The sequence below is a fragment of the Azospirillum sp. 11R-A genome, assembly GCF_049472615.1.
GTDB classification, from domain to species: domain Bacteria; phylum Pseudomonadota; class Alphaproteobacteria; order Azospirillales; family Azospirillaceae; genus Azospirillum; species Azospirillum palustre.
This window is the reverse complement of sequence record NZ_JBCEBL010000003.1, coordinates 61,337-84,268: the sequence shown is the minus strand read 5'-3', so window position 1 is coordinate 84,268 and position 22,932 is coordinate 61,337. Positions and strand designations below refer to the sequence as shown.

19 protein-coding genes are annotated in these 22,932 nt (G+C 67.9%); 6 read left to right on the top strand and 13 right to left on the bottom strand.

All coding sequences use genetic code 11. The features are described from left to right. Positions 1 to 2,175, bottom strand: a complete 2,175-nt coding sequence (locus VH569_RS06075) for an ATP-binding protein (RefSeq protein WP_423314576.1) — start codon at positions 2,173 to 2,175, stop codon at positions 1 to 3. Between the two features lie 358 nt (positions 2,176 to 2,533). Here VH569_RS06075 and zapE point away from each other — a divergent pair, with 358 nt between their 5' ends. From zapE to VH569_RS06060, 3 genes are all read left to right on the top strand, one after another. Beyond that, entirely contained in the window at positions 2,534 to 3,706 is a 1,173-nt protein-coding gene (zapE, locus tag VH569_RS06070) for a cell division protein ZapE (protein ID WP_423314575.1), read from the top strand. 351 nt (positions 3,707 to 4,057) lie between these two features. Next, on the top strand, positions 4,058 to 5,755 hold the full coding sequence (locus VH569_RS06065) for a methyl-accepting chemotaxis protein (protein ID WP_423314574.1): 1,698 nt from the start codon (positions 4,058 to 4,060) through the stop codon (positions 5,753 to 5,755). Positions 5,756 to 5,976: 221 nt separating this feature from the next. Next, positions 5,977 to 6,438, top strand: a complete 462-nt coding sequence (locus tag VH569_RS06060; protein ID WP_377809806.1) for a hypothetical protein — start codon at positions 5,977 to 5,979, stop codon at positions 6,436 to 6,438. On the opposite strand, the gene lipA is transcribed toward VH569_RS06060, so the two are convergent. The 7 genes from lipA to VH569_RS06025 form a co-directional block, all read right to left on the bottom strand. Beyond that, positions 6,422 to 7,342 carry a lipoyl synthase gene (gene lipA / locus VH569_RS06055; RefSeq protein WP_423314573.1) on the bottom strand — a complete coding sequence of 307 codons (921 nt, stop codon included), beginning with the start codon at positions 7,340 to 7,342 and terminating at the stop codon, positions 6,422 to 6,424. The genes VH569_RS06060 and lipA overlap by 17 nt on opposite strands. After that, positions 7,342 to 8,472, bottom strand: a complete 1,131-nt coding sequence (locus tag VH569_RS06050) for a 2,3-butanediol dehydrogenase (protein WP_423314572.1) — start codon at positions 8,470 to 8,472, stop codon at positions 7,342 to 7,344. The genes lipA and VH569_RS06050 overlap by 1 nt, the downstream gene beginning before the upstream one ends. A gap of 46 nt (positions 8,473 to 8,518) precedes the next feature. After that, entirely contained in the window at positions 8,519 to 9,304 is a 786-nt protein-coding gene (locus VH569_RS06045; protein ID WP_423314571.1) for an SDR family NAD(P)-dependent oxidoreductase, read from the bottom strand. A 95-nt stretch (positions 9,305 to 9,399) separates the two neighbouring features. Further along, complete coding sequence (locus VH569_RS06040) at positions 9,400 to 10,524, bottom strand: acetoin dehydrogenase dihydrolipoyllysine-residue acetyltransferase subunit (protein WP_423314570.1); 1,125 nt, start codon at positions 10,522 to 10,524, stop codon at positions 9,400 to 9,402. 120 nt (positions 10,525 to 10,644) lie between these two features. Beyond that, positions 10,645 to 11,679, bottom strand: coding sequence for an alpha-ketoacid dehydrogenase subunit beta (locus VH569_RS06035; protein WP_423314569.1), 1,035 nt, complete (start codon positions 11,677 to 11,679; stop codon positions 10,645 to 10,647). Between the two features lie 43 nt (positions 11,680 to 11,722). Next, the gene (locus tag VH569_RS06030; protein WP_423314568.1) at positions 11,723 to 12,706 is read right to left on the bottom strand and encodes a thiamine pyrophosphate-dependent dehydrogenase E1 component subunit alpha; all 984 of its coding nucleotides are present in this window, start codon (positions 12,704 to 12,706) and stop codon (positions 11,723 to 11,725) included. Between the two features lie 32 nt (positions 12,707 to 12,738). Continuing rightward, positions 12,739 to 13,830 carry an ATP-NAD kinase family protein gene (locus VH569_RS06025; protein ID WP_423314567.1) on the bottom strand — a complete coding sequence of 364 codons (1,092 nt, stop codon included), beginning with the start codon at positions 13,828 to 13,830 and terminating at the stop codon, positions 12,739 to 12,741. Positions 13,831 to 14,175: 345 nt separating this feature from the next. On the opposite strand from VH569_RS06025, the gene VH569_RS06020 reads away from it, so the two are divergent. After that, the gene (locus tag VH569_RS06020) at positions 14,176 to 15,579 is read left to right on the top strand and encodes an FAD-linked oxidase C-terminal domain-containing protein (protein ID WP_423314566.1); all 1,404 of its coding nucleotides are present in this window, start codon (positions 14,176 to 14,178) and stop codon (positions 15,577 to 15,579) included. A 25-nt stretch (positions 15,580 to 15,604) separates the two neighbouring features. Here the strand turns inward: VH569_RS06020 and VH569_RS06015 are convergent, their stop codons facing one another. After that, positions 15,605 to 16,084 (bottom strand): YaiI/YqxD family protein, encoded by a 480-nt coding sequence (locus tag VH569_RS06015; protein WP_423314565.1) that lies wholly within the window; start codon positions 16,082 to 16,084, stop codon positions 15,605 to 15,607. A gap of 162 nt (positions 16,085 to 16,246) precedes the next feature. Here VH569_RS06015 and ettA point away from each other — a divergent pair, with 162 nt between their 5' ends. After that, positions 16,247 to 17,923 carry an energy-dependent translational throttle protein EttA gene (gene ettA, locus VH569_RS06010; RefSeq protein ID WP_109050580.1) on the top strand — a complete coding sequence of 559 codons (1,677 nt, stop codon included), beginning with the start codon at positions 16,247 to 16,249 and terminating at the stop codon, positions 17,921 to 17,923. Positions 17,924 to 18,017: 94 nt separating this feature from the next. Here the strand turns inward: ettA and VH569_RS06005 are convergent, their stop codons facing one another. The 4 genes from VH569_RS06005 to VH569_RS05990 all read right to left on the bottom strand — a co-directional run bounded on the left by VH569_RS06005 (position 18,018) and on the right by VH569_RS05990 (position 21,479). Next, a complete protein-coding gene (locus VH569_RS06005; RefSeq protein ID WP_423314564.1) occupies positions 18,018 to 19,205 on the bottom strand; it encodes a YsnF/AvaK domain-containing protein in 1,188 nt (395 codons plus the stop codon). Positions 19,206 to 19,210: 5 nt separating this feature from the next. Further along, on the bottom strand, positions 19,211 to 19,663 hold the full coding sequence (locus tag VH569_RS06000) for a YsnF/AvaK domain-containing protein (RefSeq protein WP_423314563.1): 453 nt from the start codon (positions 19,661 to 19,663) through the stop codon (positions 19,211 to 19,213). 19 nt (positions 19,664 to 19,682) lie between these two features. After that, positions 19,683 to 19,823, bottom strand: a complete 141-nt coding sequence (locus VH569_RS05995) for a hypothetical protein (protein WP_376958576.1) — start codon at positions 19,821 to 19,823, stop codon at positions 19,683 to 19,685. Between the two features lie 156 nt (positions 19,824 to 19,979). After that, on the bottom strand, positions 19,980 to 21,479 hold the full coding sequence (locus VH569_RS05990; RefSeq protein ID WP_423314562.1) for a pentapeptide repeat-containing protein: 1,500 nt from the start codon (positions 21,477 to 21,479) through the stop codon (positions 19,980 to 19,982). Between the two features lie 162 nt (positions 21,480 to 21,641). Between VH569_RS05990 and VH569_RS05985 the strand changes: the two genes are divergently transcribed. Next, complete coding sequence (locus VH569_RS05985; RefSeq protein ID WP_423314561.1) at positions 21,642 to 22,913, top strand: MFS transporter; 1,272 nt, start codon at positions 21,642 to 21,644, stop codon at positions 22,911 to 22,913. The last annotated feature ends 19 nt before the right edge of the window (positions 22,914 to 22,932 follow it).

Here is a 22,932-nt window from a genome sequence, read left to right as displayed (position 1 = left end):
TCAGGCCGCCGGAACCGGGTCGTGGCTGCCGATGCGGCTGGGCTGTTCGATCACCCGTCCGGCCGGCAGCCGCACCGTCATCGTGGTGCCGGCGTCCGGCGTGCTGCGGCAGGTCAGCGTGCCGCCATGCAGGTCGACGAAATTCTTCGAGATCGACAGGCCCAGCCCGGTGCCCTCGTACCGGCGGTTGGCGGCATTCTCCGCTTGACGGAAGGGCTGGAACAGGTCGGCCATGAAGTCGGGCGGGATGCCGATCCCGGTGTCGGCGACCGCCAGCGCGAAGCCGCGATCCTGCTCCATCCCGGCCGTTATGGTGATGCTGCCGCCGCCGGGCGTGAATTTCACCGCGTTGGACAGCAGGTTCAGGATCACCTGCTTGAAGGCACGGCGGTCGACCCACAGGGTGGCGATGGCGGCCGTCACCTCGTTGTGGATGGCGACTCCGCCGGAGGCGGCGCGGTCGCGCACCATTATCAGGCATTGGCCGACCGCCTCATGCACCTCCACCGCCTCCTCGCACAGCTCGAACTGGCCGGCTTCCAGCTTCGACATGTCCAGCACGGCGTTGACGATGTCCAGCAGGTGCCGGCCGCTGTCGTGGATGTCGGTGATGCAGGACTTCTGCCGCTCGTTGACGGTGCCGAAGAATTCGCTGTCCAGCACCTCGGCGAAGCCGATGATGGCGTTCAGCGGGGTGCGCAGCTCGTGGCTCATGTTGGCCAGGAATTCGCTCTTCGCCCGGTTAGCCAGGTCCGCCTGGGTCTTGGAGGCGATCAGCTCCGCCTCCTGCTGCTTGCGGCGCGTCATGTCGCGGATGACGCCGACATGGATGCGCGGTTCGTCTGGACGCACCGCGCCGGTCCCGCCGCCCAGCCGCAGGTCGCTGACGGTGAAGCCGACCGGAAAGGCATGGCCGTCACGGCGCAGGGCGGTCAGGTCGCGGTCGTTGGCGCCGCCGCGCGCGTCGGGGATCAGCGCCTCGATCGGCTGGCCGATCATCTCGCGCTCCGGCACGCCGAACATCATCTCCGCCGCGCGGTTAAAGGTGACGATGCGCCCGGCGGTGTCGAAGGTCACCACCGCATCCAGCATGGAATCGAGGATGCCGCGGATCCGGCGCGAGGCGCGGGCCAGCCGGGCCTGATCCTCGTCCCGCCGGGCATGCTGGCGGATGACGAAGGCGGTCAGCAGGGCGATGGCGATGGTCATCACCGTGCCGATGGAGGTCCAGGCCGCCGTGTCGCGCCGCCATTCGGCCAGCGCCGCCGCCACCGGCAGGGTCGCGACGATCACGAAGGGATAGCCCTGCACCCGCCGCACGCTGACCAGACTGTCGGTGCTGCCCCCAGGTCCGGGCGCCGCGTCGCGTATGGTGGCCTCGTCATGGGTGGCAAGCGCATTCCACACCCCCGGCCAGTCGGTCAGCCGGCCCGGTCCGCCGTTATTTCCACCATGCCCCTGCGGCCGCTCCAGCAGGATGGTGCCATCCCCCAGCGCCAGGATTACGCTGCCCTTGCGGTCGATGTCGCGCGATTCCAACGTCGCCGCCAGACGTGTCGGATCGACCATGGCGACCAGCACGCCGCGGAAGCCGCCGTCGGTATCCAGCCAGCGCCTGCTGAACGGGATGATCTGCGTGCCGGGCCGCACCCGGCTGGTGATGGCGGCGCTGACATGCAGATCCTGGCCGCCGTCACGCGGCCCAGTGAAATAGGCGCGGTCGGACAACAGAACCGTCGGCAGCGGTAGTTCGGCCGAATGATGGAGGGCGAGGCCGTCGCCGTCGACCACCACCAGATCGGCCAGTTCGGCGAAATTATCGCGCCGCTGGCGCAAATGGTTGTGGATCGCCGTGCTGCCGCGGCGGGGACCGTCGGGAAGCGTGTCGAGCGCAAAGGACAGGTCGCGCAGCAGCTGGTCCACCGCGAAGGCCGTCCGCAGTGTCTGCGATTCCAGCATGCGGGCAAGATCGCGGGTCGCCCGCTCTCCGGCGTCCAGCGCCTCGCGCCGGCCCTGGAGGATGCCGTAGCCGATCAGCGTGTTCACCACCAGGATGAAGGCGAGGCCGGACGCGGTCATCAGGAAGCGCACCGATCCCAGCCGGCCACGCAACGCTCCCGCCAGACCGGCGGTGGAGCGGGGAAGCGGCGGGGAGGCGGGCCCGGGAACAGGCATCGGCGTCGTGATTTCCTGTGGCGGTTGCGGTCGGGCGGCCTGCCCCGTTTAGAGTCCGGCTGGTGTCCATTGAAGCACCAGACAGACTCTAAGCTTTTGATTTTCCGTGTGATTCACGCTTCAAGCGATGCCGCTCGAAACGATCACACTCTAATCGCGCCGGCACCTTAAAGAAAGTGTAACCGGACGGAAATGCGGGGCTTTCCACTGCGCGCAGATGCCGCGCCGTTCATGCCCCATGCTTTGAGCGTGGACGCCGCTCTGCCATGCCCCGCTCGCCCTCCCGTCGGCGGTTGCCGTAACCGGCGCCATCCGTTAGGTAAGGAGCCATCTTGGCAGCCGGATCGCGCATATCCCCATGACCGACGGACCGCTTTCGCTCTACCGCGCCCGCCGCGGCAGCGGCACTCTTCGCCCCGATCCCGACCAGGAACTGGCGGCGGAGAAGTTCCAAAGCCTGTATCAGGCGTTGAAGGGCTATCGGCCGCAGCCCGTCGGCGACGACAAGCCGGCAGGGGGGGGCTGGCTGGAGCGCTTCGGTCTGGGCCGCCGCCGCGCCGCGCCGCCGCCGCCGGACATCGCCTCCACCGCACCGCAGGGGCTGTACATCTACGGCAGCGTCGGCCGCGGCAAGTCGATGCTGATGGACCTGTTCTACGAGACCGCCCCGGTCGACAAGAAGCGGCGCGTCCATTTCCACGAATTCATGCTGGAGATTCACCAGCGCATCCACGATCACCGTCAATCCGGCAAAGGCAAGGGCGACGGCCCGGACGAGGCGCTGCCCGAACTGGCCCGCGCGCTGGCAGACGAGGCGTGGCTGCTCTGTTTCGACGAGTTCCACGTCACCAACATCGTCGACGCGATGATCCTGGGCCGGTTGTTCACCAACCTGTTCGACCTGGGCGTGGTGGTGGTGGCGACCTCCAACTGGCCGCCGGACATGCTGTACAAGGACGGTCTCCAGCGCGAGCTGTTCCTGCCCTTCATCGCCCTGCTGAAGGATAAGCTCGACATCCTGTCGCTGGACGGCCCGACCGACTACCGGCTGGACCGGCTGAAGGGCGTGCCGATCTACCATCACCCGCTGGGGCCGGCCTCGGACGCCGCCCTTGCGAAAGCCTTCTCCGACCTGACCGGCGGTGCGGCGGGCGAGCCTTGCAGCCTCACGGTTCAGGGACGGCGGGTGGACGTCGCGCGTGCCGCCAAATGCGTGGCTTGGGTCGATTTCTGGGACCTGTGCGGCAAGCCGCTGGGGGCGGCCGACTATCTGGCGATCGCCACCCATTTCCACACGGTGCTGATCGACCATGTGCCCACGATGAAGGACGAGCTGCGCAACGAGGCCAAGCGCTTCATGACGCTGATCGACGCGCTGTACGAGCACAAGGTCAACGTCGTCATCGCCGCGGAGGGACCGCCCGAGCGCCTCTACCCGGAAGGCACCCACGCCTTCGAATTCGAGCGCACGGTCAGCCGCCTGATGGAGATGCAGAGCGAGGACTACCTTCAGCGCCAGCATTTGACCTGATTGCGACACCGGATCGGTTCTCTCGGCCGGGTTCCGCCGCCTTGTCCGGGCTGTCCAGGGCTGGATAACGCGGCGATATCTTTCTTGCCGGAGAAAATGAAAGAATTCCCCATCAAGGAAAATATAAACACGGCCATTCAATAAATTGATGCAGGAAATCTTATTGTAAGCGAGATGAGGGTTGGGTAAGGGCCGCCTCAAAATTGATAAGTTAACTCTTAATAATAAAAATTTCATTATTGTAACTATTATCTGGGCTAACCCCTATTGATTGGTGCGATCAAAGGCCTACCGTTAATCCGGAGCATTTAACTTGTTTATGTCCGGAATTATGGCCTTTGGGGGTGGTGGATGTTGGGGTGGTTCAGCAACCAGAAGATGATCGTCAAGATCCTCGCGCCGGTGACTCTGCTGCTGATCTTCATGACGGCGATTGCGGTGACGGCGCTCCAGCGGATGGATTTGGTCCAGCGGGTCTCGGAATATGCGCTGACCGTCGAAGCGGCGCGGCGCGCGACCATTCTCGACGTCGGCCGTCATCTCAATGCGGCGACCGTGGCTGAAAAGAACGCCATCATCGAAAAGAACGTCGATGAAATGCGGCGCTTCTCCGTCATGTTCAACGAAGCGATGGCGCTGGCCGACAAGGCCATCGCCGACCTCGCCCTCACCGCCGACAGCGACATCCGCCGCCAAACCGGCGTGAAGATCAAGTCGGTGGTCGACGTCTATCGGCAGAATGCCCTCAAGGTCATCGACCTGACCCTTCAGGGCAAGGATGACGAGGCGTTCGCCCTCAGTTCCGGCGAAGGTGCTAAGGCGCGTCGCGCGGCATCCGAACTGATCGACGAGCGGGTCGAAGCGAACCGCAAGGGTGTCGAGAAGGCCATGCAGGAAGCCAGTGCCGCCGCAGAGCAGACCCGGACCGTCGTCCTGGTGCTTTCCGTCGCCGGCATCCTGCTGGGGCTGGGGCTGTCCTTGGCCATCGTGGTGCTGATGATCGCCCGTCCGATGACGCGCATCGTCGCGTCGATGACCCGCGTGTCGCAGGGCGAACTGGATTTCGCCATCGATGGGACGGAACGCCGCGACGAGGTCGGCACGCTGGCCCGCACCCTGGACGTCTTCAAGAGCGGCGCGCTCGAAGTGCGGCGGCTGACCGCCGAGCAGGAGGCCCAAAAGGCGCGCGCGGACGCGGAACGCAAGGCGGAGATGCGCCAGCTTGCCGACCGGTTCGAAGGCAGCGTCAGCGCCATCGTCCAGAATGTGTCTTCGTCCGCCACCCAGATGCAAGGGGCTGCCGGAACCCTGTCCTCGACCGCGACCCAGTCGACCGCGCAGGCGACCGCCGTCGCGGCGGCATCGGAGCAGTCCAGCGCCAACGTGCAGACGGTCGCCGCGGCGACCGAGGAACTGGCCGCCTCGATCCTGGAGATCGGGCGCCAAGTGTCGAACCAGAGCGCCATTTCGGCAACCGCAGTGCAGGAAGCCGACCGCACCAACGCCAGCATGCAGCTTCTGGTCGAAACCGCCAACCAGATCGGTGCCGTGGTCGATCTCATCAACTCCATCGCCGGACAGACCAACCTGCTGGCACTGAACGCCACCATCGAGGCGGCGCGGGCAGGGGAGGCCGGCAAGGGCTTTGCCGTGGTCGCCAGCGAGGTGAAGGCTCTGGCCAGCCAGACGGCGAAGGCCACCGACGAAATCCAGACGAAGGTGAAGCAGATCCAGGGCGCCACCACCGGTGCGCGGGAAGCGGTGGCCGGCATCGCCGGGATCATCGGCCGGATGAGCGAAATCTCTTCGGCCATCGCCGCCGCCATCGAAGAGCAGAATGCGGCGACCGCCGAGATTTCCAACAATGTCGCCCAGGCGGCACGCGGCAGCGAGCAGGTGTCCACCAACATCGTCGGCGTGACCAGGGCCGCCACCGAAACCCGTGCCGCCGCCGATCAGGTTCTGAGCACCGCCAACGGGCTGGCGAAGGAGGCGGATCGGCTGAAGGCGGAGGTCGGCAACTTCATCGCCACCGTCCGTGCCGCCTGACCGTACCCGCATCCGCACCCGCGTTCGTCGTCCTCAACCCTCCCGTCGAACCGGCCCGGCATCATTGTCGGCCCGGTCCGGCGGGCGGATTTTCTTCGTCTCCGGATTGTGGCCGTTGCGTCCCAGCGGCTTTTTTTGCGAATCCTGCGCTGGGGATGGATGACTCCCTCTGGCTTGGCTGTTCATGCCAGGTAACGTCATTCCAGGGCGGGGCATCCACGATGAAGACGCGTTTAGTTGTGCTCGGCTGCCTGCTGGCGGCCGCGATGGCTGGCTGCACCCCAACTCCGAATTTACAGACGAGGACGACCACATTCATGCCGGCAAGCGACGCCGGAAAACGCTGCGTCGCCCAGTGCCAGCAGACGAAACAGCTGTGCAACGCCGCGGTCGAATTGGGGTACCAGACCTGCATGGCCGAAGGGCTGACCCGTGCGCATGCTGCATATTACGAGTACAAGAAACATCTTCCCAAAGGCGCGAAGCATGAAAGGCGAATTGGGGACTTTGAAAGTGAAATTCATTGCTACCGATTGAGCAGCTGTTCCCAGGATTACGATGAGTGTTTTGTGAGCTGCGGCGGCCGCATGGAAATGCAGACCTATTGTGTCAGCAATTGCAAGCTGATGAAGCCGCCGCAGTCGGATGGGTCCAAGGTGGGGCCGGTCAGGGTGGTGCAGTAGTCGCCGCCCGCCGCCGCAGCTCTTCGAAGTCGCGGCCGGCATGGTGGGAGGAGCGGGTCAGCGGCGTCGCCGACACCATCAGGAACCCCTTCGCCCGCGCCACCGTCGCGTAGCGCTCGAACTCGTCGGGCGTGACGTGGCGGGCGACCGGGTGGTGGGTGGGGGTGGGGCGGAGATACTGGCCGATGGTCAGGAAATCGACACCCGCCGCCCGCAGATCGTCCATCACCTGCAACACCTCCGTCGGCTCCTCGCCAAGCCCGACCATGATGCCGGACTTGGTGAAGATGGTCGGGTCGCGCTCCTTCACCCGCTCCAGCAGGCGGAGCGAGCCGTAATAGCGGGCCCCCGGCCGCACATCGGCATAGAGCCGCGGCACGGTCTCAAGATTGTGGTTGTAGACGTCGGGGCGGGCATCGGCGACCGCCTCCACCGCCCCCGGCTTGTTGCGGAAATCGGGGGTCAGCACCTCCACCGTCGTGGCGGGGGCGGTCTCGCGCAGGCGGCGGATGCAGCGGGCGAAATGCGCGGCCCCGCCGTCCGGCAGATCGTCGCGGTCGACCGAGGTGATGACGACATGGGCGAGGCCCAGTTCGCCCACCGCCTCGGCCAGCCGGTCCGGCTCGTGGGGATCGAGCGCGTCCGGCCGGCCGGTGGCGACGTTGCAGAAGGCGCAGGCCCGCGTGCACACGCTGCCCAGGATCATCACCGTGGCGTGCCGCTTGCTCCAGCACTCGCCGATGTTGGGGCAGGCGGCCTCCTCGCAGACCGTGTTCAGGCCGTGGCGGCGGACGAGCGACCGGGTGTCCTCGAACGCCGCACCGGCGGGCGCGCGGGCACGGAGCCAGACCGGCTTTTCGGCCCGGTGTTCCGGGCGGGGTGCATGCAGCGCGGGCAGGGCCATCAGTGGACAAGCTCCGGCTGGTCGGCTGCCGCGGTCACGGCTTGCGGCTGCACGATGATCTTCACGTTGCGGTCCTTGTGGGCGACCAGCTCCTCGAAGCCGCCGCTGACGATGTCGCTCAGCGTGATGCGGCCGGTGATCAGCGGCTGCACGTCGATGCGGCCGTCGGCGATGAAGCGGATGACGTCGGCGAACTCGCCATTGTAGGCCAGCGAGCCGATGATCTGCTTCTCGGTGGCGACGATCTCGAAGAAGTTGAAGGCGCTGGGTTCCTCGAAGATGCCGACCAGAACCGTCTTGCCGGCCTTGCGGATCACGTCGATGGCGAGCTTCGCGGTGTCACGGTGGCCGATGCACTCGAACGACACGTCGGCGCCGTAGCCGCCGGTCAGCGCCTTGACCTCCGCCACCGCGTCGCATTCCTTGGGGTCGAGCACGAGGGTGGCGCCGACCTCCAGCGCCTTGGCCTTGCGGGCGGCCGACATCTCCAGGACGATGATCCGTCCGGCCCCCGCCGCCTTCGCGCACATGATGGTGCAGAGGCCGATGGTCCCGGCGCCGACCACCACCACCGTCTCGCCGACGATGCTGCCGGCCTTCTTCACCGCATGCATGCCGACCGCCAGCGGCTCGATCAGGGCGCCGGCCTCGGTCGGGAAGCCGTCGGGCAGCTTGTAGAGCAGCTCGGCCGGGACGTTGACGAGGCTGGCGAAGGCGCCGTTGTTCATCAGGCCGGTGAAGGCCAGCTTCTCGCAGATGTTGTACATGCCGTGCTTGCAGTAATAGCACTCGCCGCAATGCTGGCAGGCGTCAGCCGCCACCCGGTCGCCGACGGCAAAGCCGGTGACGCCCTCGCCGAGCGTCGCGATCTCGCCGCTGAACTCGTGGCCGAGGATGCACTGGCCCTTCAGGCCGGTCAGCGGGTGGGGGGTGTCGACCGGGATGAAGACCGGGCCGGCGACATACTCATGCAGGTCGGACCCGCAGATGCCGCACCAATGCACCTTGATCTGCACCCAGCCGGCGGGCGGCGCGCCCGGCAGCGGCACGTCCTCGACCCGGATGTCCTTGCGGCCATGCCAGACGGCGGCCTTCATCGTGGTCGCCAAATCCTTGTTTATGGCATTCATGGTGTTGTCCTCCGGTTTTATCGTTGTCGGCGAGTGTCTGCTGCGGTCAGGCGAACACCATCCCGCCATCGACCAGCAGGGACTGGCCGGTCATGAAGTCGCTGTCGGACGAGGCGAGGAAGCGGGCGACGCCGACCAGATCGTCGGGCCGCGACGGCCGCCCCAGCACGGCGCCGGCGGCGAACATGTCGAAGGCCTCGTTCTCCGACTTGGTGATGCCGGTGTCGCGGAAGCCCTGGTCGATGATCTTCCACATCTCGGTCGCCACCACGCCGGGGCAGATGGCGTTGGCGGTGATGCCGTCCTTGCCGAAGCCGCGGGCGGCGGCCTGGGTCAGGGCCACGACGGCGAACTTGCTGGCGGAGTAATGGGCCAGCGGCTCGTAGCCCTGCTTGCCGGCGATGGAGGCGGTGTTGACGATCTTGCCGCCGCCGCCCTGTTTGCGGAAGGTCTTGATCGCCTCCTGCATGCCGATCAGCACGCCCAGCGCGTTGACGTCGTTGACCGTGTGCCAGTCGTCCTCGGTGATGTCGAGGAAGGGCTTGGTCTGGGCGATGCCGGCATTGTTGAAGAGAACGTCGAGCCGGCCATGGGCCTTCACCGTCTCGTCGATCATGCGGCGGACGGCGGTTCGGTCGCGGACATCGACGGTCACGGCGATGGCGCTGCCGCCGGCCGCACGGATGGCTTCGGCGACCTGCTGGGCGTCGGCCGCGTTGCGGTCGGCGATGGTCAGCTTGGCACCGTCGGCGGCCAGCGCGCGGGCGATGGTGGCGCCGATGCCGCGGCCGGCGCCGGTGACGATGATGCACTTGTCCTTGAGATCGGGCATGAACGGTCTCCTGCCGGCGCGCTGGCGGACAGCCTTGCGCGCCGGTGGCGAGGGGTTCGGGAACCGGGAAAGGGGCGGGAAGGGGGCTGGCCTCCTCAATCCGCCTTGGCGATGTGGTCCTTCAGCAGCGCGTTCACTTTGCCGGCCGCCTCCATCTGCACCATGTGGCCGGCGCCGGGGAGGACGGCGACCTGGGCCGTGTTCGCCAGTGCCTGGGCGTGGTCGGCGGGAATGACGCGGTCCTCCTCGCCCCACACCACCAGCGTGGGAGTCCTGGCATCCGCGATGCCGGCGGCGAGCACGCTGGCCTGCCGGCCCTCGGCGAACAGCGAGGCCGACAGCGCCCGCAGCGCCTCGTCCACGCCGTCCAGCCGCTTGTACTTCAGGAGGTCGTCAACCATCTGGCGGCTGACAAGGCCACGGTCGGCGAACAGCGTCTCCAGGACCGGTTTCAGGTCGCGGCGCGATGTCGCACCGACGAAACCCTGGATGTAGCCGTGGTCGATCTGCTCGCCCAGGCCGGCCGACGCGATCAGCGACAGCGACGCCACCCGGCCCGGCGCGTCGAGCGCGGTGCGCATCGACACCGCGCCGCCCATCGAGTGGCCGACGAAATGGGCGCGCTCCACCCCGACCGCATCGAGGAAGCCCAGCACGGCCTTCGACAGGCCGGACAGGCTGGGGTCGGCGATCTGCTTGTTCGACTGGCCGTGGCCGGGCAGGTCGAGCGCATAGACGGTGGCCTTCTCCGCCAGCGCGTCGATGGTGAACAGCCAGTTGTCGAGATCGCCGCCGAAGCCGTGGACGAGCAGGACGGTCGGCCCGGCCTCGCCCCGTTTGGCATAGCGGATGGTGCCGGCCGGGGTTTCCGCGATGTGGTATTGCGGACCCGCCTCGGCCTCGCCGTCGTCTTCGCTGGCGGGGACGGCATAGGCGCTGATGAAGGCGTCGATGTCGTCGTCGGGCACATCGGGTTCGGCCAGCACGGCGATCAGCGCCTTGACCGGATAGACGGTGCCGGCTTCGCCCAGCACCCGGCGCAGCACGCCGGTCTCGCCCGCCTCGACCACGTTGGTGATCTTGTCGGTCTCGACCTCCAGCAGCTCATCGCCGATGGAGATGGTGGATCCCGGCTGCTTCAGCCAGCCGGTGACCTTGCCCTCCGACATGGACAGGCCCCATTTCGGCATGACGATGGGCTTGATGCGCTCGTTCAACATGGACCTCGGTCTCCTGGGAATGCTTTTTTGCTTGGCGCGCACCCCTCCCGTCACTCCCGCGCAGGCGGGAATGAGGGGGCGGGGCGGCTCGTGCGTGCTGTGTGGCGTGAGGCCGGTCTGTTACGCCGCGATGCGCGGCGACGCGCCCTTAGGCGACAGGGTGCGCCTCACGGCGCTGGCGATGCTGTCGGCGCTGGGGACGTACAGATCCTCCAGCGAGGGTGCGAAGGGCACCGGGGTGTGCGGCGCCGTCACCATCTGGATGCCGGCCTTCAGCGCGCCGAAGGCGTTCTGCCCGACGAAGGCGGCGATGTCGGTGGCGAGGTTGCAGCGCGGGTGCGCCTCGTCCACCACCACCAGCCGGCCGGTGCGCTCGACGCTCTCGACGATGGTGTCCCAGTCGATGGGCGACAGGGTGCGCAGGTCGATCACCTCGGCCTCGGTGCCGTCCTTCGCCAGCGTCGCCGCGGCTTCCATCGCGCGGTGGACGGTCAGGCCGTAGCTGACGATGGTCACGTCGTCGCCGTCGCGCAGCACGTTCGCCTCGCCGAAGGGGATGGCGTAGCTCTCGGCCGGAACCTCGCATTCCAGGCCGTAGAGGTTCTTGTGCTCGCAGAAGATGACCGGATCGTTGTCGCGGATCGACTGGATCAGCAGCCCCTTGGCGTCATAGGCGTTGCTGGGGCAGACCACCTTCAGGCCGGGAATGTGGGTGAACAGCGGGGTGAGCATCTGCGAATGCTGGGCGGCGGCACGGAAGCCGGCGCCGACCATGCCGCGGATCACCACCGGCGTCTCGGCCTTGCCGCCGAACATGTAGCGGAACTTGGCGGCCTGGTTGAAGATCTGGTCGAAGCAGACGCCCATGAAGTCGAGGAACATCAGCTCGGCCACCGGGCGCAGCCCGCAGGCGGCGGCGCCGACGGCGGCACCGATATAGGCGGATTCCGACAGCGGCGTGTCCATCAGCCGGTCGCCATGCTTGGCGTACAGCCCCTTGGTGACGCCCAGCACGCCGCCCCAGGCGTCGTCCTCGCCCTGGGCGCCGGTGCCGCCGACGATGTCCTCGCCCATGACGATGACGGTGGGATCGCGGCGCATCTCCAGATCCAGGGCCTCGTTGATCGCCTGCTTCATGCTGATCTTGCGGGACATGTGTTTCCTCCGCGCGTTTCGCGTCTATTGGATTGGGGTTGGCTCAGTAGGTGACGTAGACGTCGCGCAGCAGGTCGTCCGGCGTCGGCAGCGGGGCGGCCTTGGCGGCGCGCGTGGCGTCCTCGATCAGCGCGTTCACCTCGCGGTCGATGGCCTGCAGCTCGTCGCGGCCGATCACCCCGGCCTCGACCACCCGTTCCGACAGGATGGTCAGGCAGTCGCGGGACGCGCGGATCGCTTCCAGCTCGCCCTTGGCGCGGTAGGTCTGGGCGTCGCCTTCGAAATGGCCGTAGAAGCGGACCATGTTGCATTCCAGCAGGGCCGGGCCGCCGCCGTCGCGGGCGCGGCGGATGATCTCGCCGGCCGCCTCGTACACCGCGAAGAAGTCGGTGCCGTCCACCGTGACGCCCGGCATGCCGAAGCCGGTGGCGCGGTCGACATAGCTGTCGCAGGACACCGCCCATTCCATCGCGGTGGATTCGGCATAGCCGTTGTTCTCCACCACGAAGACCACCGGCAGGTTCCACACCGCGGCGAGATTCAGGCTTTCCAGGAAGGTGCCCTGGTTCGACGCGCCGTCGCCGACGAAGGTGATGCCGACGCCGCGGTCGCCACGCACCTTGGCCGCCAGCGCCGCGCCGCAGATCAGCGGTGCCCCGGCGCCGAGGATGCCGTTGGCGCCCATCATGCCCTTGGACAGGTCGGCGATGTGCATCGACCCGCCCTTGCCCCGGCAGGCGCCGGTGCTGCGGCCGTAGATCTCCGCCATCATCGCGTGGACATCGACGCCCTTGGCGATGCAGTGGCCGTGGCCGCGGTGGGTGGAGGCGATGCGGTCGTTGTCGTTCAGGTGCATCATGATGCCGGTGGCGCAGGCCTCCTCGCCGGCATAGAGGTGGACGAAGCCGGGGATGTCGCCCTTGGCGAAATCGACGTGCAGCCGCTCCTCGAACTCGCGGATCGTCCGCATGGTGCGGTAGGCCTTCAGCAGCTCGTCCTTGCCGAGGGGGAAGGGATTCTGGGCCATGAGGTGTTTTCTCCCTGGAGTGTGTTTGATGTTTAAAAGACGGCGGCGACGGGCACCGGGGTGCCGGTCAGCAGCCGGTTCTGGCCGGCGTGCCGCATCACTGCGGCGACGTTGACCGTGCGGAAGGCGTCGTCCCGGAGCGTCAGGGACAGACGGTCGCGTTCGGTGAAGGACAGCTCGCGCTCGCCATCCAGCGCGACCGAGCCGGCGGTGACCTCCGGCACGAAGGCCACGCCGGCCGGCATGCGGCGCCAGTCGGTGACGCCGACCCGGGCCATCATTCCCGGCGCGATGGGGGCGTTGAGGGTGGTGACGCCCTTGCGGCAATCGCCGGTGCCGTCTCCATTGGGCGACAGCCGCACCATCAGGCCGCCGCTCTCGTCGCGGCCGACGGGTTCCAGCAGGCCGGCGATGGCCGACATGCCGATCACCTCCGGGTCGGCGAAGGTGACGTAGAGTTCGCGGAAATTCTCGGTCCGCCACAGGGCGCGGGCGCCGATGTAGCGCTCCGTCACCAGGGCGACATCGACCAGCGCCATCTCGGTGACGGTGGCGCCAGTCGCCCCGCTGGCGAGGGACACGTCGATGCGCTTGTTGGCAGCGAAGGCGATGTGCGGCGGCACCCGGCCGGTGACCGCCAGCCCGGTGGCGAGCCCGGTGATCGTCGGCTCGCGGTGTTCGGGGAAGGCGTTGTTGGTGCCGGTCGAGATGCCGGCGATGGGCACCGTCCCGCATTCCGCCGCCACCGCCCGGTGGGTGCCGTCGCCGCCCAGCACCACCAGGGCCGACACGCCGGCCCGCCGCATCTCCGCGGTGGCGCGGTGGGTGTCGGCGACGGTGCCGGTGACCGGCATGGAGACGGTGTGGAGGGCAGGGTAGATGTCCTCGCCGCGCGAGGCGCCATTCCCTCTGGCCCGCATCAGGCCGCGCTCGACATGGGCGCGGATGCCGCCATTCTCCGGCATCATCAGCACGTCGCGGACGCCGCAGGCATGCAGCGCCGCCAGCACCCGCAGCAGGATGTTCGCCCGGTCGGCGATCTGCAGGCTGGTGGCGTTGGCGACGACCCGGCGGATATCGCGGGCTGAAACCGGATTGGCGACGATGCCGACGACCGGAGCCAAGATGGCGCCTCCCCCTCGCTGATGCGCGCCGTTGATCGACGCGCGGTTCGAGGGGGTAAGAGCAACCGCCGTGCCAGATGGTCAGCTTGGCGGATTTTCTTGATTTTCAACGGTTCGGGGTGGTGCGGCGGGGTGAGGCGTTGCAACACCTGTTGCACGGACTGTTGCGCCGCCGGTGCAACAGGTGTGGCGCCTCATGTATCGGGTCGGGGCCAACCTGTGGCGCCCCGGCATTCCACCCCTGCGCGGCGCCCGTCTTGCCAAGGGCTTGCCTGCCGCTTTAGCCTCCCTTGGTCATACCAATGAACCATCCGAATGATTCTTCGACCGGGGAGGACAACACCCATGACCGTCATCGCCACCACCCAGCCGCGCGCGGCCCTGACCGAGGAGGCCCGGGCCGAGCTGTCGGCTCTGCTGGGCGACCGGTTCACCACCTCCCTGCCGGTGCGCGAGCATCACGGCAAGGACGAGTCCTATCACACGCCCTTCCCGCCGGACGGCGTCGCCTTCGCCAATTCGACCGAAGAGGTCAGCGCGATTGTAAAGATCTGCGCCAAGCACAAGCTGCCGATCATCCCCTTCGGCACCGGCACCTCGCTTGAGGGCGGCATCGCGGCGCTGGCCGGCGGCATCACCATCGACCTGTCGGGCATGCAGCAGATCCTGCGCGTCAGCCCGGAGGATCTGGACGTGACCGTCCAGGCCGGCGTGACCCGCAAGCAGTTGAACGAGCATCTGCGCGACACCGGCCTGTTCTTCCCCATCGATCCCGGCGCCAACGCCTCGCTGGGCGGCATGTCGGCGACCAGGGCCAGCGGCACCAACGCCGTGCGCTACGGCACCATGCGCGAGAACGTCCTGGGCCTGACCGTGGTGCTGGCCGACGGCCGCGTCATCAAGACCGGCGGGCGGGCGCGCAAGTCGGCGGCCGGCTATGACCTGACCCGGCTGTTCGTCGGCTCCGAAGGCACGCTCGGCATCATCACCGAGGTGACGCTGAAGCTCTACGGCATCCCGGAAGCGATCTCGTCCGCCGTCTGCGCCTTTTCGACCATCAAGGGCGCCGTCGACACGGTGATCCAGACCATCCAGGTCGGCGTTCCGGTCGCCCGCATCGAACTGCTGGACGAGGTGCAGATCGACGCCGTCAACAAATACTCCAAGCTCGACTACGCCGTCGCCCCGACCCTGTTCTTCGAGTTCCACGGCACCGAGGCCGGGGTGAAGGAGCAGGCGGAGATGGTGGCCGCCATCGCTGCCGAGCATGGCGGGATGGAGTTCGCCTGGGCCACCCGGCCGGAGGACCGCTCGAAGCTGTGGCAGGCCCGGCACGACGCCTATTACGCGGCGCTGGCCCTGCGTCCGGGGTCGAAGGGCTGGCCGACCGACGTCTGCGTGCCGATCTCGCGGCTTGCCGACTGCATCCTGGAGACCAAGCAGGATCTGGCGGAGTCCAACATGCTGGCACCGATGGTCGGCCATGTCGGCGACGGCAACTTCCACCTCGTCTATGTCCTCGACCCGGAGAACCCGGCCGAACTGGCCGAGGCGCAGCGCCTTGCCGACAAGATGGTGACCCGTGCGCTGGAGATGGGCGGCACCTGCACCGGCGAGCACGGCATCGGCTATGGCAAGATGGCCTTCCTGGAGCAGGAGACCGGCGAAGCCTTCAACGTCATGGGCGACCTGAAACGCGCCTTCGACCCGGACAATCTGCTGAATCCGGGCAAGGTGGTTCGGGTGTAAGGGGGCTTCGGCCCCCTCCTTCCCCTCACCGGAACTTCGGCCGCCGCCCCGCCTTCAGCGCCTGGACCGCCTGGTCCAGCGTCTGGAGGAACTGGGACTTGTCGCGCTGGCTCATCGGAGCGTTGCCGCCGCCGACCACGCCCATGTCGCGCAAATCCTGCATCAGCGCACGGGTCGCCAGCGCCGAACCGACGCTGTCGGGCGTGAAGGGGCGTCCGGTCGGGCCGATCACCACCGCGTCGCGCTTCACGCAGCGGTCGGCCAGCTGGATGTCCGCCGTCACCACGACGTCGGTCGGGCCGGCATGGTCGGCGATCCAGTTGTCGGCGGCGTCGAAGCCGTCGCTGACCACCACCAGTTCCGCCATGCACTCCGTCGGCAGGCGCAGCGGCGCGTTGGCGACCAGCCAGACCTTGGAGCCGGTGCGGCCGGCGACCTTGTAGACCTCGGCCTTGACCGGGCAGGCGTCGGCATCGACGTAGATTTCGACCTTGGGACTGACCAATCCTGTTCCTCCTGTCGCCGCCCGACCCCCGCCGGGTGGCTCAACAAGGTTTCATGCAAGGCCCTTATGCGCTAAAACCAGTCCCTAGCGACAGGGTGCCGTAGAACCATCGGGATGGGGCGGCGCCAATTCTCACATTTTTTCGGAAGGTCGGAGCGGCGCATGGCGTCCTACCAGTATGTCTATGTCATGAAGGGCCTGACCAAGGTCTATCCTGGCGGCAAGAAGGTTCTCGACAACGTCTGGCTCTCGTTCCTGCCGGGTGTGAAGATCGGCGTGCTCGGCGTCAACGGTTCCGGTAAGTCGACCCTGATGAAGATCATGGCCGGGCTGGACAAGGACTACTCCGGCGAGGCCTGGGTGGCCGAGGGCGCCAAGGTCGGCTACCTGCCGCAGGAGCCGCAGCTCGACCCGACCAAGAGCGTCCATGAGAACGTCATGGAAGCGCTGGGCGAGACCAAGGCGCTGCTCGACCGCTTCAACGAAGTGTCGAACCTGATGGCCGATCCGGACGCCGACTTCGACGCGCTGCTGGCCGAACAGGGCGAGTTGCAGGAGAAGATCGACGCCGCCGACGCCTGGGACATCGACCGCACGGTCGAGATCGCCATGGACGCGCTGCGCTGCCCGCCGGGCGACGCCGACGTGACCAAGCTGTCGGGCGGCGAGAAGCGCCGCATCGCGCTGTGCAAGCTGCTGCTGGAAAAGCCCGACCTGCTGCTGCTCGACGAGCCGACCAACCATCTCGACGCCGAATCGGTCGCCTGGCTCCAGAAGCATCTGGAGGACTACAAGGGCACCGTCGTGCTGGTCACCCACGACCGCTACTTCCTCGACAGCGTCACCGGCTGGATCCTCGAACTCGACCGCGGGTCGGGGATTCCGTGGGAAGGCAACTACTCGTCCTGGCTGGAGCAGAAGCAGAAGCGTCTGGAGCAGGAAGGCCGCCAGGAAGAGTCGCGCCAGAAGCAGCTGGCCACCGAACTGGAGTGGATCCGGCAGTCCCCGCGCGCCCGTCAGGCCAAGAGCAAGGCCCGTATCACCGCCTACGAGACCTTGCTGGCCGAAAGCGGCAAGGAACAGTCCGGCGAGACCCGGATCGTCATCCCGGTGCCGCCGCGTCTCGGCAACGTCGTCATCGAGGCGGAGAGCATCGCCAAGGGCTTCGGCGACCGGCTGCTGATCGACGGCCTGTCCTTCCGGCTGCCGCCGGGCGGCATCGTCGGCGTCATCGGCCCGAACGGCGCCGGCAAGACCACGCTGTTCCGCATGATCACCGGGCAGGACGGGCCGGATGCCGGCACCTTCCGCGTCGGCGACACGGTGAAGCTCGGCTATGTCGACCAGAGCCGCGACAGCCTCGACGCCAAGAAGACGGTGTGGGAGGAGATCTCCGACGGGCTGGATCTGGTCGAGCTGGGCAAGAAGACCATGCCCAGCCGCGCCTATGTCTCCAGCTTCAACTTCCGCGGTCCCGACCAGCAGAAGAAGGTCGGCCAGTTGTCGGGCGGTGAGCGCAACCGCGTCCACCTCGCCAAGATGCTGAAGTCCGGCGCCAACGTCCTGCTGCTCGACGAACCGACCAACGATCTGGACGTCGATACGCTGCGGGCGCTGGAAGACGCGTTGCAGAGCTTCGCCGGCTGCGCCGTGGTCATCAGCCACGACCGCTGGTTCCTCGACCGCATCGCCACCCACATCCTGGCCTTCGAAGGCGAAAGCCACGTCGAATGGTTCGAAGGCAACTTCCAGGATTACGAGGTCGACAAGAAGCGCCGCCTGGGCGCCGACGCCGACCAGCCGCACCGCATCAAGTACAAGCCGCTGGTGCGCAGCTGATCCTGTAGGCTGAACGGAAAAGGCCGCCCCTTCCAGCCGGAGGGGGCGGCCTTTTTCATGCCTGCGAACGGGCAGGGCCCTTCAGCCGGGCCGGTCAGCGGGTGACGTCGTCATCCGTCCGGTCGGAGAGCGGCCGGTCCGACAGCGGATTGCGGGCGTTCTTGTCCCGCGTGTCCTCGATCTCCACCTCGGTGCGGCGGACGGTGTCGCGGACGCTCTGGGCGCGTTCCTCGACATCCTTGCGGACCACGACGGTTTCGCGGACATGGGCGGTCTTGCTGACCACCGCTTCCTCGTCGGTCTCCGTCACCTCGATGGTGCGCTCGCGGAAGGCGTCGGCCGGAACCTCGCTGCTGCCCCCGACCATGCCGCCGGGGCGGCGTTCGACGGTGACGGTCTCGTCGCGCAGGCGGACCTGTTCCTCGACCGGCGTCTCGACGACATAGCTGCGGACGCGGATGCCGCCGCGCTCGACGCTGCGCTTGCCGATGTTGACCTGCTCCTCGACGATCGGGATCTGCTCTTCCCGCTCGGCGGTGCCGGTCCGGGTGGTCCGGGTGCTATCGGTGTTGACGTCGCGCATGGCGGCGGCGGCGCCGGTCAGTCCGGCCGTCGTGCTGCCGCTGGTGTCGATGGCGGCGCGGCCCGGCGAGTAGCGCACGCGCTCCTCCTCCGCCGACTGCTCGTCATAGTAAGCGGCGGTCTCGTCGTAGCCGGCCCAGCCGGAGTCGCGGTAGGCGCTGCCGCGTTCCTCGACATCCACCACATTGCCGCGCTCCAGCACGTCCATGGCGCGGTCGACATCCTCCTCTTCCAGCCGCAGCTTCAGCAGCGATCCGCCGCGGCGGACGCCTTCGGCATAGACCTGCGCATCCTGGTTCGGGATGCCCCAGCCGGTCAGCCGGGTCAGCATGCCGCCGGTGCCGCCGCCGGTCATGAGGCCGCCTGACCCCATCGTGCCCATGCCCGCTCCGGCGCCCAGGCCGCTTTCCATGCCGAGCCCGGTACCGGGCACCGTATTGGGCGAGGCGACATAGCCGGTGGACAGGTCGGTGCGGGCCATGCCGCTCGCCGCGCCGATGGAGCTGTCGCCGGTCAGGGAGCCGGCGGCGGTCCCGGTAGGGGAACCGCTCAGATCCCTGTCACCCCAGCCGCCGCTGGACAGGTCGCTGTGCGACAGGATTTCGATGACGCTGGATTCGAACCCGGCAGCCTGCAGATCGCGGGACGCCGTTTCCGCGTCGGATCGGTGGTCGTAGAGGGCAACGATGGTCTTGGTCATCGGTCTCACTCCTCGGGCGAAGTCTGATTGGGGGATCGGACGGGGGCGGGCGGGGTGGTCACACGCTCCACCACCGCGTCTTCGGAACGCAGGGTGACGGGCTGCTCGACCTCGACGGTCCGCCGGCTCTTGCGGATGTGCAGCTCCTCGCGGAGCACCAGGCGCCGCTCCACCACCAGCACCTCCTCCACCAGCGGGATCACCGTGACGTCTCCCTCCTGGCGGATGCCGGGATGGGCGTCGATCTCGCGGTCGATGGGGACGCGGGTGACGGTGGCCTCCTCATGCTCCAGCGCTTCGCGGACGATCTGCTCGCGTTCGGACACGCGGGTGGTGACGCGGACGCGGCTTCGCTCCACCCGCTGCGTTTCGACGGTCACCGACTCGTCGTGCAGGGGAATGACCGCATCGCCGCCGTCGCTGCTCCGGGCGGGAGGCGGTCCGTTGTCGGCCGTCATGGCGGCGGGTGCCGCCGGGTCAGCGGAACAGGAGATAGAGGACGATCGCGACCACGATCAGTCCGATGATGATCCACATCCAGTTCATGCCGGAACTGCCGGCCCCGCCGTCGGCGCCGTCATACACGCCAACTTTCCTGGGCTTCTGCTCGTCGGCCATGGGAGCCTCCTTCCGGGGATGGACCGGAGGGTTGCGTCCCCGTCCGGTGTGCTCCCTTCAAACAGGAGGTCCGTTGGATCGTTCCGCGAACGTTTCGAGGATTCAACGATCCTCTGCAATCAAACGGTTTTGCAGAAAGTCGAAAGGCTTCCGGGGTCAGCCCGCCATCTTCTGGTGTTCCAGGAAGGCGGTCTTCAGCAGCGCCTTCAGATCGTCGCCATACTGGTGGAAGCGGACGGACAGCTGTCCGCGCTCCTCGTCGCGGTGCAGGACGACGAGGTTGGCGACGGCCGCCACCTCCTGCCGGTCGGCCAGCACGACGCGGGCCTGGAAGGTCTGGCCGCGCTGATAGGGCTGGTTGACCGCCAGCAGGCACAATCCGCCGACCGACCAGTTGCGGGCGGGGAAGCTGCCATGGTCGGTGTGGACGACCATGCCGGGGCGAACGAAGCGCTTCTGCCGCCGCCGCTCTTCCGGCGGGGGCGGGGGGAAGGGGCTGGAGGCGCCGGCGATGTCGATGCCGGAGCGGTCGGTCAGCGCCTTGGTGAACACGGCACCGCGCACGATTGCCGGTCCCATGGTGGAATCGCGCAGGTCGGCGTCGGAGAAGTCGGCGCCCTCGAAATTGGCCGGCCAGTCGCGGCCGCCGGCCAGCGGCACCGGCCGGGCATCGACCCCGCTCATCAGCGTGTGGGCCAGATAGGCGCGGCGCAGGGTGGCCCCGCGCAGCACGGCGTCGCGCAGGTCGGCCTCGTCGAGGTCGATGTAGGACAGCTCCGCCATCTCCAGGCTTGCCTTGGTCAGGCGGGCGCCTGGCAGGCGGCAGCGGCGCAGGCGGGCCGCCGCCAGCGTCCGTCCATGCAGATCCGCCCCCGCCACCGACACGAGGTCGAGGTCGAGCCGGGCCCCCTCCGCCCCGCCGCTGTCGACCCAGCGCTCGTGCCGGTCCACCAGCTCCAGGAACTCGGCGACCGACATCGCGCTGTAGCTGGGGCGGACGATGGCGTCGGGCGGCAGGGCGAAGGGGATGAAGGTGCGGGTCAGGGTGGCGTGGTCCATCACCGTGTTGCCGAACACCGCCCCGTCCAGGTTGGCGCCGCAGAAATCGGTGCCCATCAGCACGGCGGAGGTCAACTCCGCGCCCGTCAGGTCGGCGTCGTTCAGATCGGCACCGGTCAGGTCGCAGCCGGAGAAGTTGGCGCCGGCCAGGATCGACCGCTCCATCTTTGCTTCGGTCAGCCGGGTGGTGCCGGTGCCGCGGGTGGAGGTCTGGCCGCCGTCCTGGCCGCCGCTGTCCACCAGCTCGCCCGCGCGGAAATCGGCGCCGCGCAGGTTGGCATCGGTCAGCAGGGCGCGGTGCAGGTTGGCGCCGCGCAGGTCGGCGCCGGTGACGACGGCGCCGGTCAGGTTCACCGCCTCCATGTCGGCGCCGAACAGGTCGGCCTGCGACAGGTTTGCCTTCACCATGCGGGTGTTGCTGAGGTTGGCCCCGGCCAGCTTGGCGCCGGCCAGCGACACGCGCTCCAGATTCAGCCGCGAGAGGTCGCGGAAGCTGAGATCGGCGCGCCGACCGCTGGACGGCCGCTTCAGCCATGCCTGATGCGCCTGGATGATCGTCCGGAGTTCGTCGATCTCTTTCGGATCGCGTTCGGCCATGGCGTCGGGTTCCCGGGTCCAACCGTATGACGAAAGACAGCACTGTCGTTGCAACGATAGCCCGTTCGGACAGGCGCGTCACGGGTTCTGAATGCTCTGGACCAAATCGCTCCAATGGACGTTCTGTTGCCGCAGCTCCATCCGGGGCGAAATCCCTGCAGGATGACCTACGTGGCCGGACCGAACCGTTCTCTCGATCTGCTGAACTTTTTCCTCGCCGACGTGCGGGATGGGCTCGGCCCGTATCTGGCAATCTATCTGCTGACCGTCCAGCATTGGAACGAGGCGGACATCGGGCTGGTGATGACGCTCGCCGGGCTGGCGGGGATCGCCGCACAGGTGCCGGCCGGGGCGCTGGTCGACGGCACCCGCTACAAGCGCGCGGTAATCGTCGTCGCAGCGCTTCTGGTGACGGTGGGGTCGCTGACCCTGCCCTGGCTGAACAGCTTCACCGTCGTCGCCGTTCTGCAATCGGCGGTGGGGGCCGCCGGGGCGGTCTTCCCGCCGGCCATCGCGGCGATCACGTTGGGGATGCTGGGGCCGCGCGCCTTCGTCCGCCGGGTCGGGCGCAACGAGTCCTTCAACCATGCCGGAAACGCGGTGGCGGCTCTGCTGGCCGGTCTGGCGGCCTATGCCTTCGGACCCGTCGCGGTGTTCTGGCTGATGACCGCGATGGCGCTGTGCAGCATCGCCGCGACGGCCGGCATCCCCGCCAACGCCATCGACCATGCGGTCGCCCGCGGGCTGCATGGCGGCAACCATGGCGGGGACCGCGAGACGCCGTCCGGTCTGCGCGTCATCCTGGGCTGCCGTCCGCTGCTGATCTTCGGCGGATGCGCCGCCCTCTTCCATTTCGCCAATGCGGCGATGCTGCCGCTGGTCGGCCAGAAGCTGGCGATGAAGGATCCGGCGCTGGGCACCAGCCTGATGTCGTTCTGCATCGTCGCCGCACAGCTGGTCATGGTGCCGATGGCGATGCTGGTGGGCGCCAGGGCCGACCGCTGGGGGCGCAAGCCGCTGCTGCTGGCCGCCTTCCTGGTCCTGCCCGTGCGCGGTGTCCTCTACACCCTGTCGGACAACTCCGCCTGGCTGGTCGGCGTCCAACTGTTGGACGGGGTCGGCGCCGGGCTGTTCGGCGCGCTGTTCCCGCTGGTGGTCGCCGACCTGACCGAAGGGACCGGGCGCTTCAATGTCAGCCAGGGCGCCATCGCCACCCTCCAGGGCATCGGCGCCGCGCTCAGCACCGCCGCCGCCGGACAGATGGTGGTGCGGGAGGGGTACAGCGCCGCCTTCCTGATGCTGGCCGCGGCTGCGGGCGTGGCCCTGCTGCTCGCGGCGCTGCTCCTGCCGGAAACCCGCAATGTCGGCGCTGCGGAGACCGGGGAGGACGACATGGCACCGGGCGACGCCGCAAAAGCCGCGTCGGAAGCCTGAAACGACGAAGCCCGGCTCC

Bases quoted from the DNA above. Each gene is read 5' to 3' on its own strand.
- VH569_RS05990 (WP_423314562.1), bottom strand. From the start codon at position 21,479: ATGGCCGAACGCGATCCGAAAGAGATCGACGAACTCCGGACGATCATC.
- VH569_RS06045 (WP_423314571.1), bottom strand. From the start codon at position 9,304: ATGCCCGATCTCAAGGACAAGTGCATCATCGTCACCGGCGCCGGCCGC.
- VH569_RS05985 (WP_423314561.1), top strand. From the start codon at position 21,642: ATGACCTACGTGGCCGGACCGAACCGTTCTCTCGATCTGCTGAACTTT.
- VH569_RS06035 (WP_423314569.1), bottom strand. From the start codon at position 11,679: ATGTCCCGCAAGATCAGCATGAAGCAGGCGATCAACGAGGCCCTGGAT.
- VH569_RS06040 (WP_423314570.1), bottom strand. From the start codon at position 10,524: ATGTTGAACGAGCGCATCAAGCCCATCGTCATGCCGAAATGGGGCCTG.
- VH569_RS06060 (WP_377809806.1), top strand. From the start codon at position 5,977: ATGAAGACGCGTTTAGTTGTGCTCGGCTGCCTGCTGGCGGCCGCGATG.
- VH569_RS06030 (WP_423314568.1), bottom strand. From the start codon at position 12,706: ATGGCCCAGAATCCCTTCCCCCTCGGCAAGGACGAGCTGCTGAAGGCC.
- zapE (WP_423314575.1), top strand. From the start codon at position 2,534: ATGACCGACGGACCGCTTTCGCTCTACCGCGCCCGCCGCGGCAGCGGC.
- VH569_RS06075 (WP_423314576.1), bottom strand. From the start codon at position 2,175: ATGCCTGTTCCCGGGCCCGCCTCCCCGCCGCTTCCCCGCTCCACCGCC.
- VH569_RS06000 (WP_423314563.1), bottom strand. From the start codon at position 19,663: ATGACGGCCGACAACGGACCGCCTCCCGCCCGGAGCAGCGACGGCGGC.
- VH569_RS06020 (WP_423314566.1), top strand. From the start codon at position 14,176: ATGACCGTCATCGCCACCACCCAGCCGCGCGCGGCCCTGACCGAGGAG.
- VH569_RS05995 (WP_376958576.1), bottom strand. From the start codon at position 19,823: ATGGCCGACGAGCAGAAGCCCAGGAAAGTTGGCGTGTATGACGGCGCC.
- VH569_RS06050 (WP_423314572.1), bottom strand. From the start codon at position 8,472: ATGAATGCCATAAACAAGGATTTGGCGACCACGATGAAGGCCGCCGTC.
- lipA (WP_423314573.1), bottom strand. From the start codon at position 7,342: ATGGCCCTGCCCGCGCTGCATGCACCCCGCCCGGAACACCGGGCCGAA.
- VH569_RS06005 (WP_423314564.1), bottom strand. From the start codon at position 19,205: ATGACCAAGACCATCGTTGCCCTCTACGACCACCGATCCGACGCGGAA.
- ettA (WP_109050580.1), top strand. From the start codon at position 16,247: ATGGCGTCCTACCAGTATGTCTATGTCATGAAGGGCCTGACCAAGGTC.
- VH569_RS06065 (WP_423314574.1), top strand. From the start codon at position 4,058: ATGTTGGGGTGGTTCAGCAACCAGAAGATGATCGTCAAGATCCTCGCG.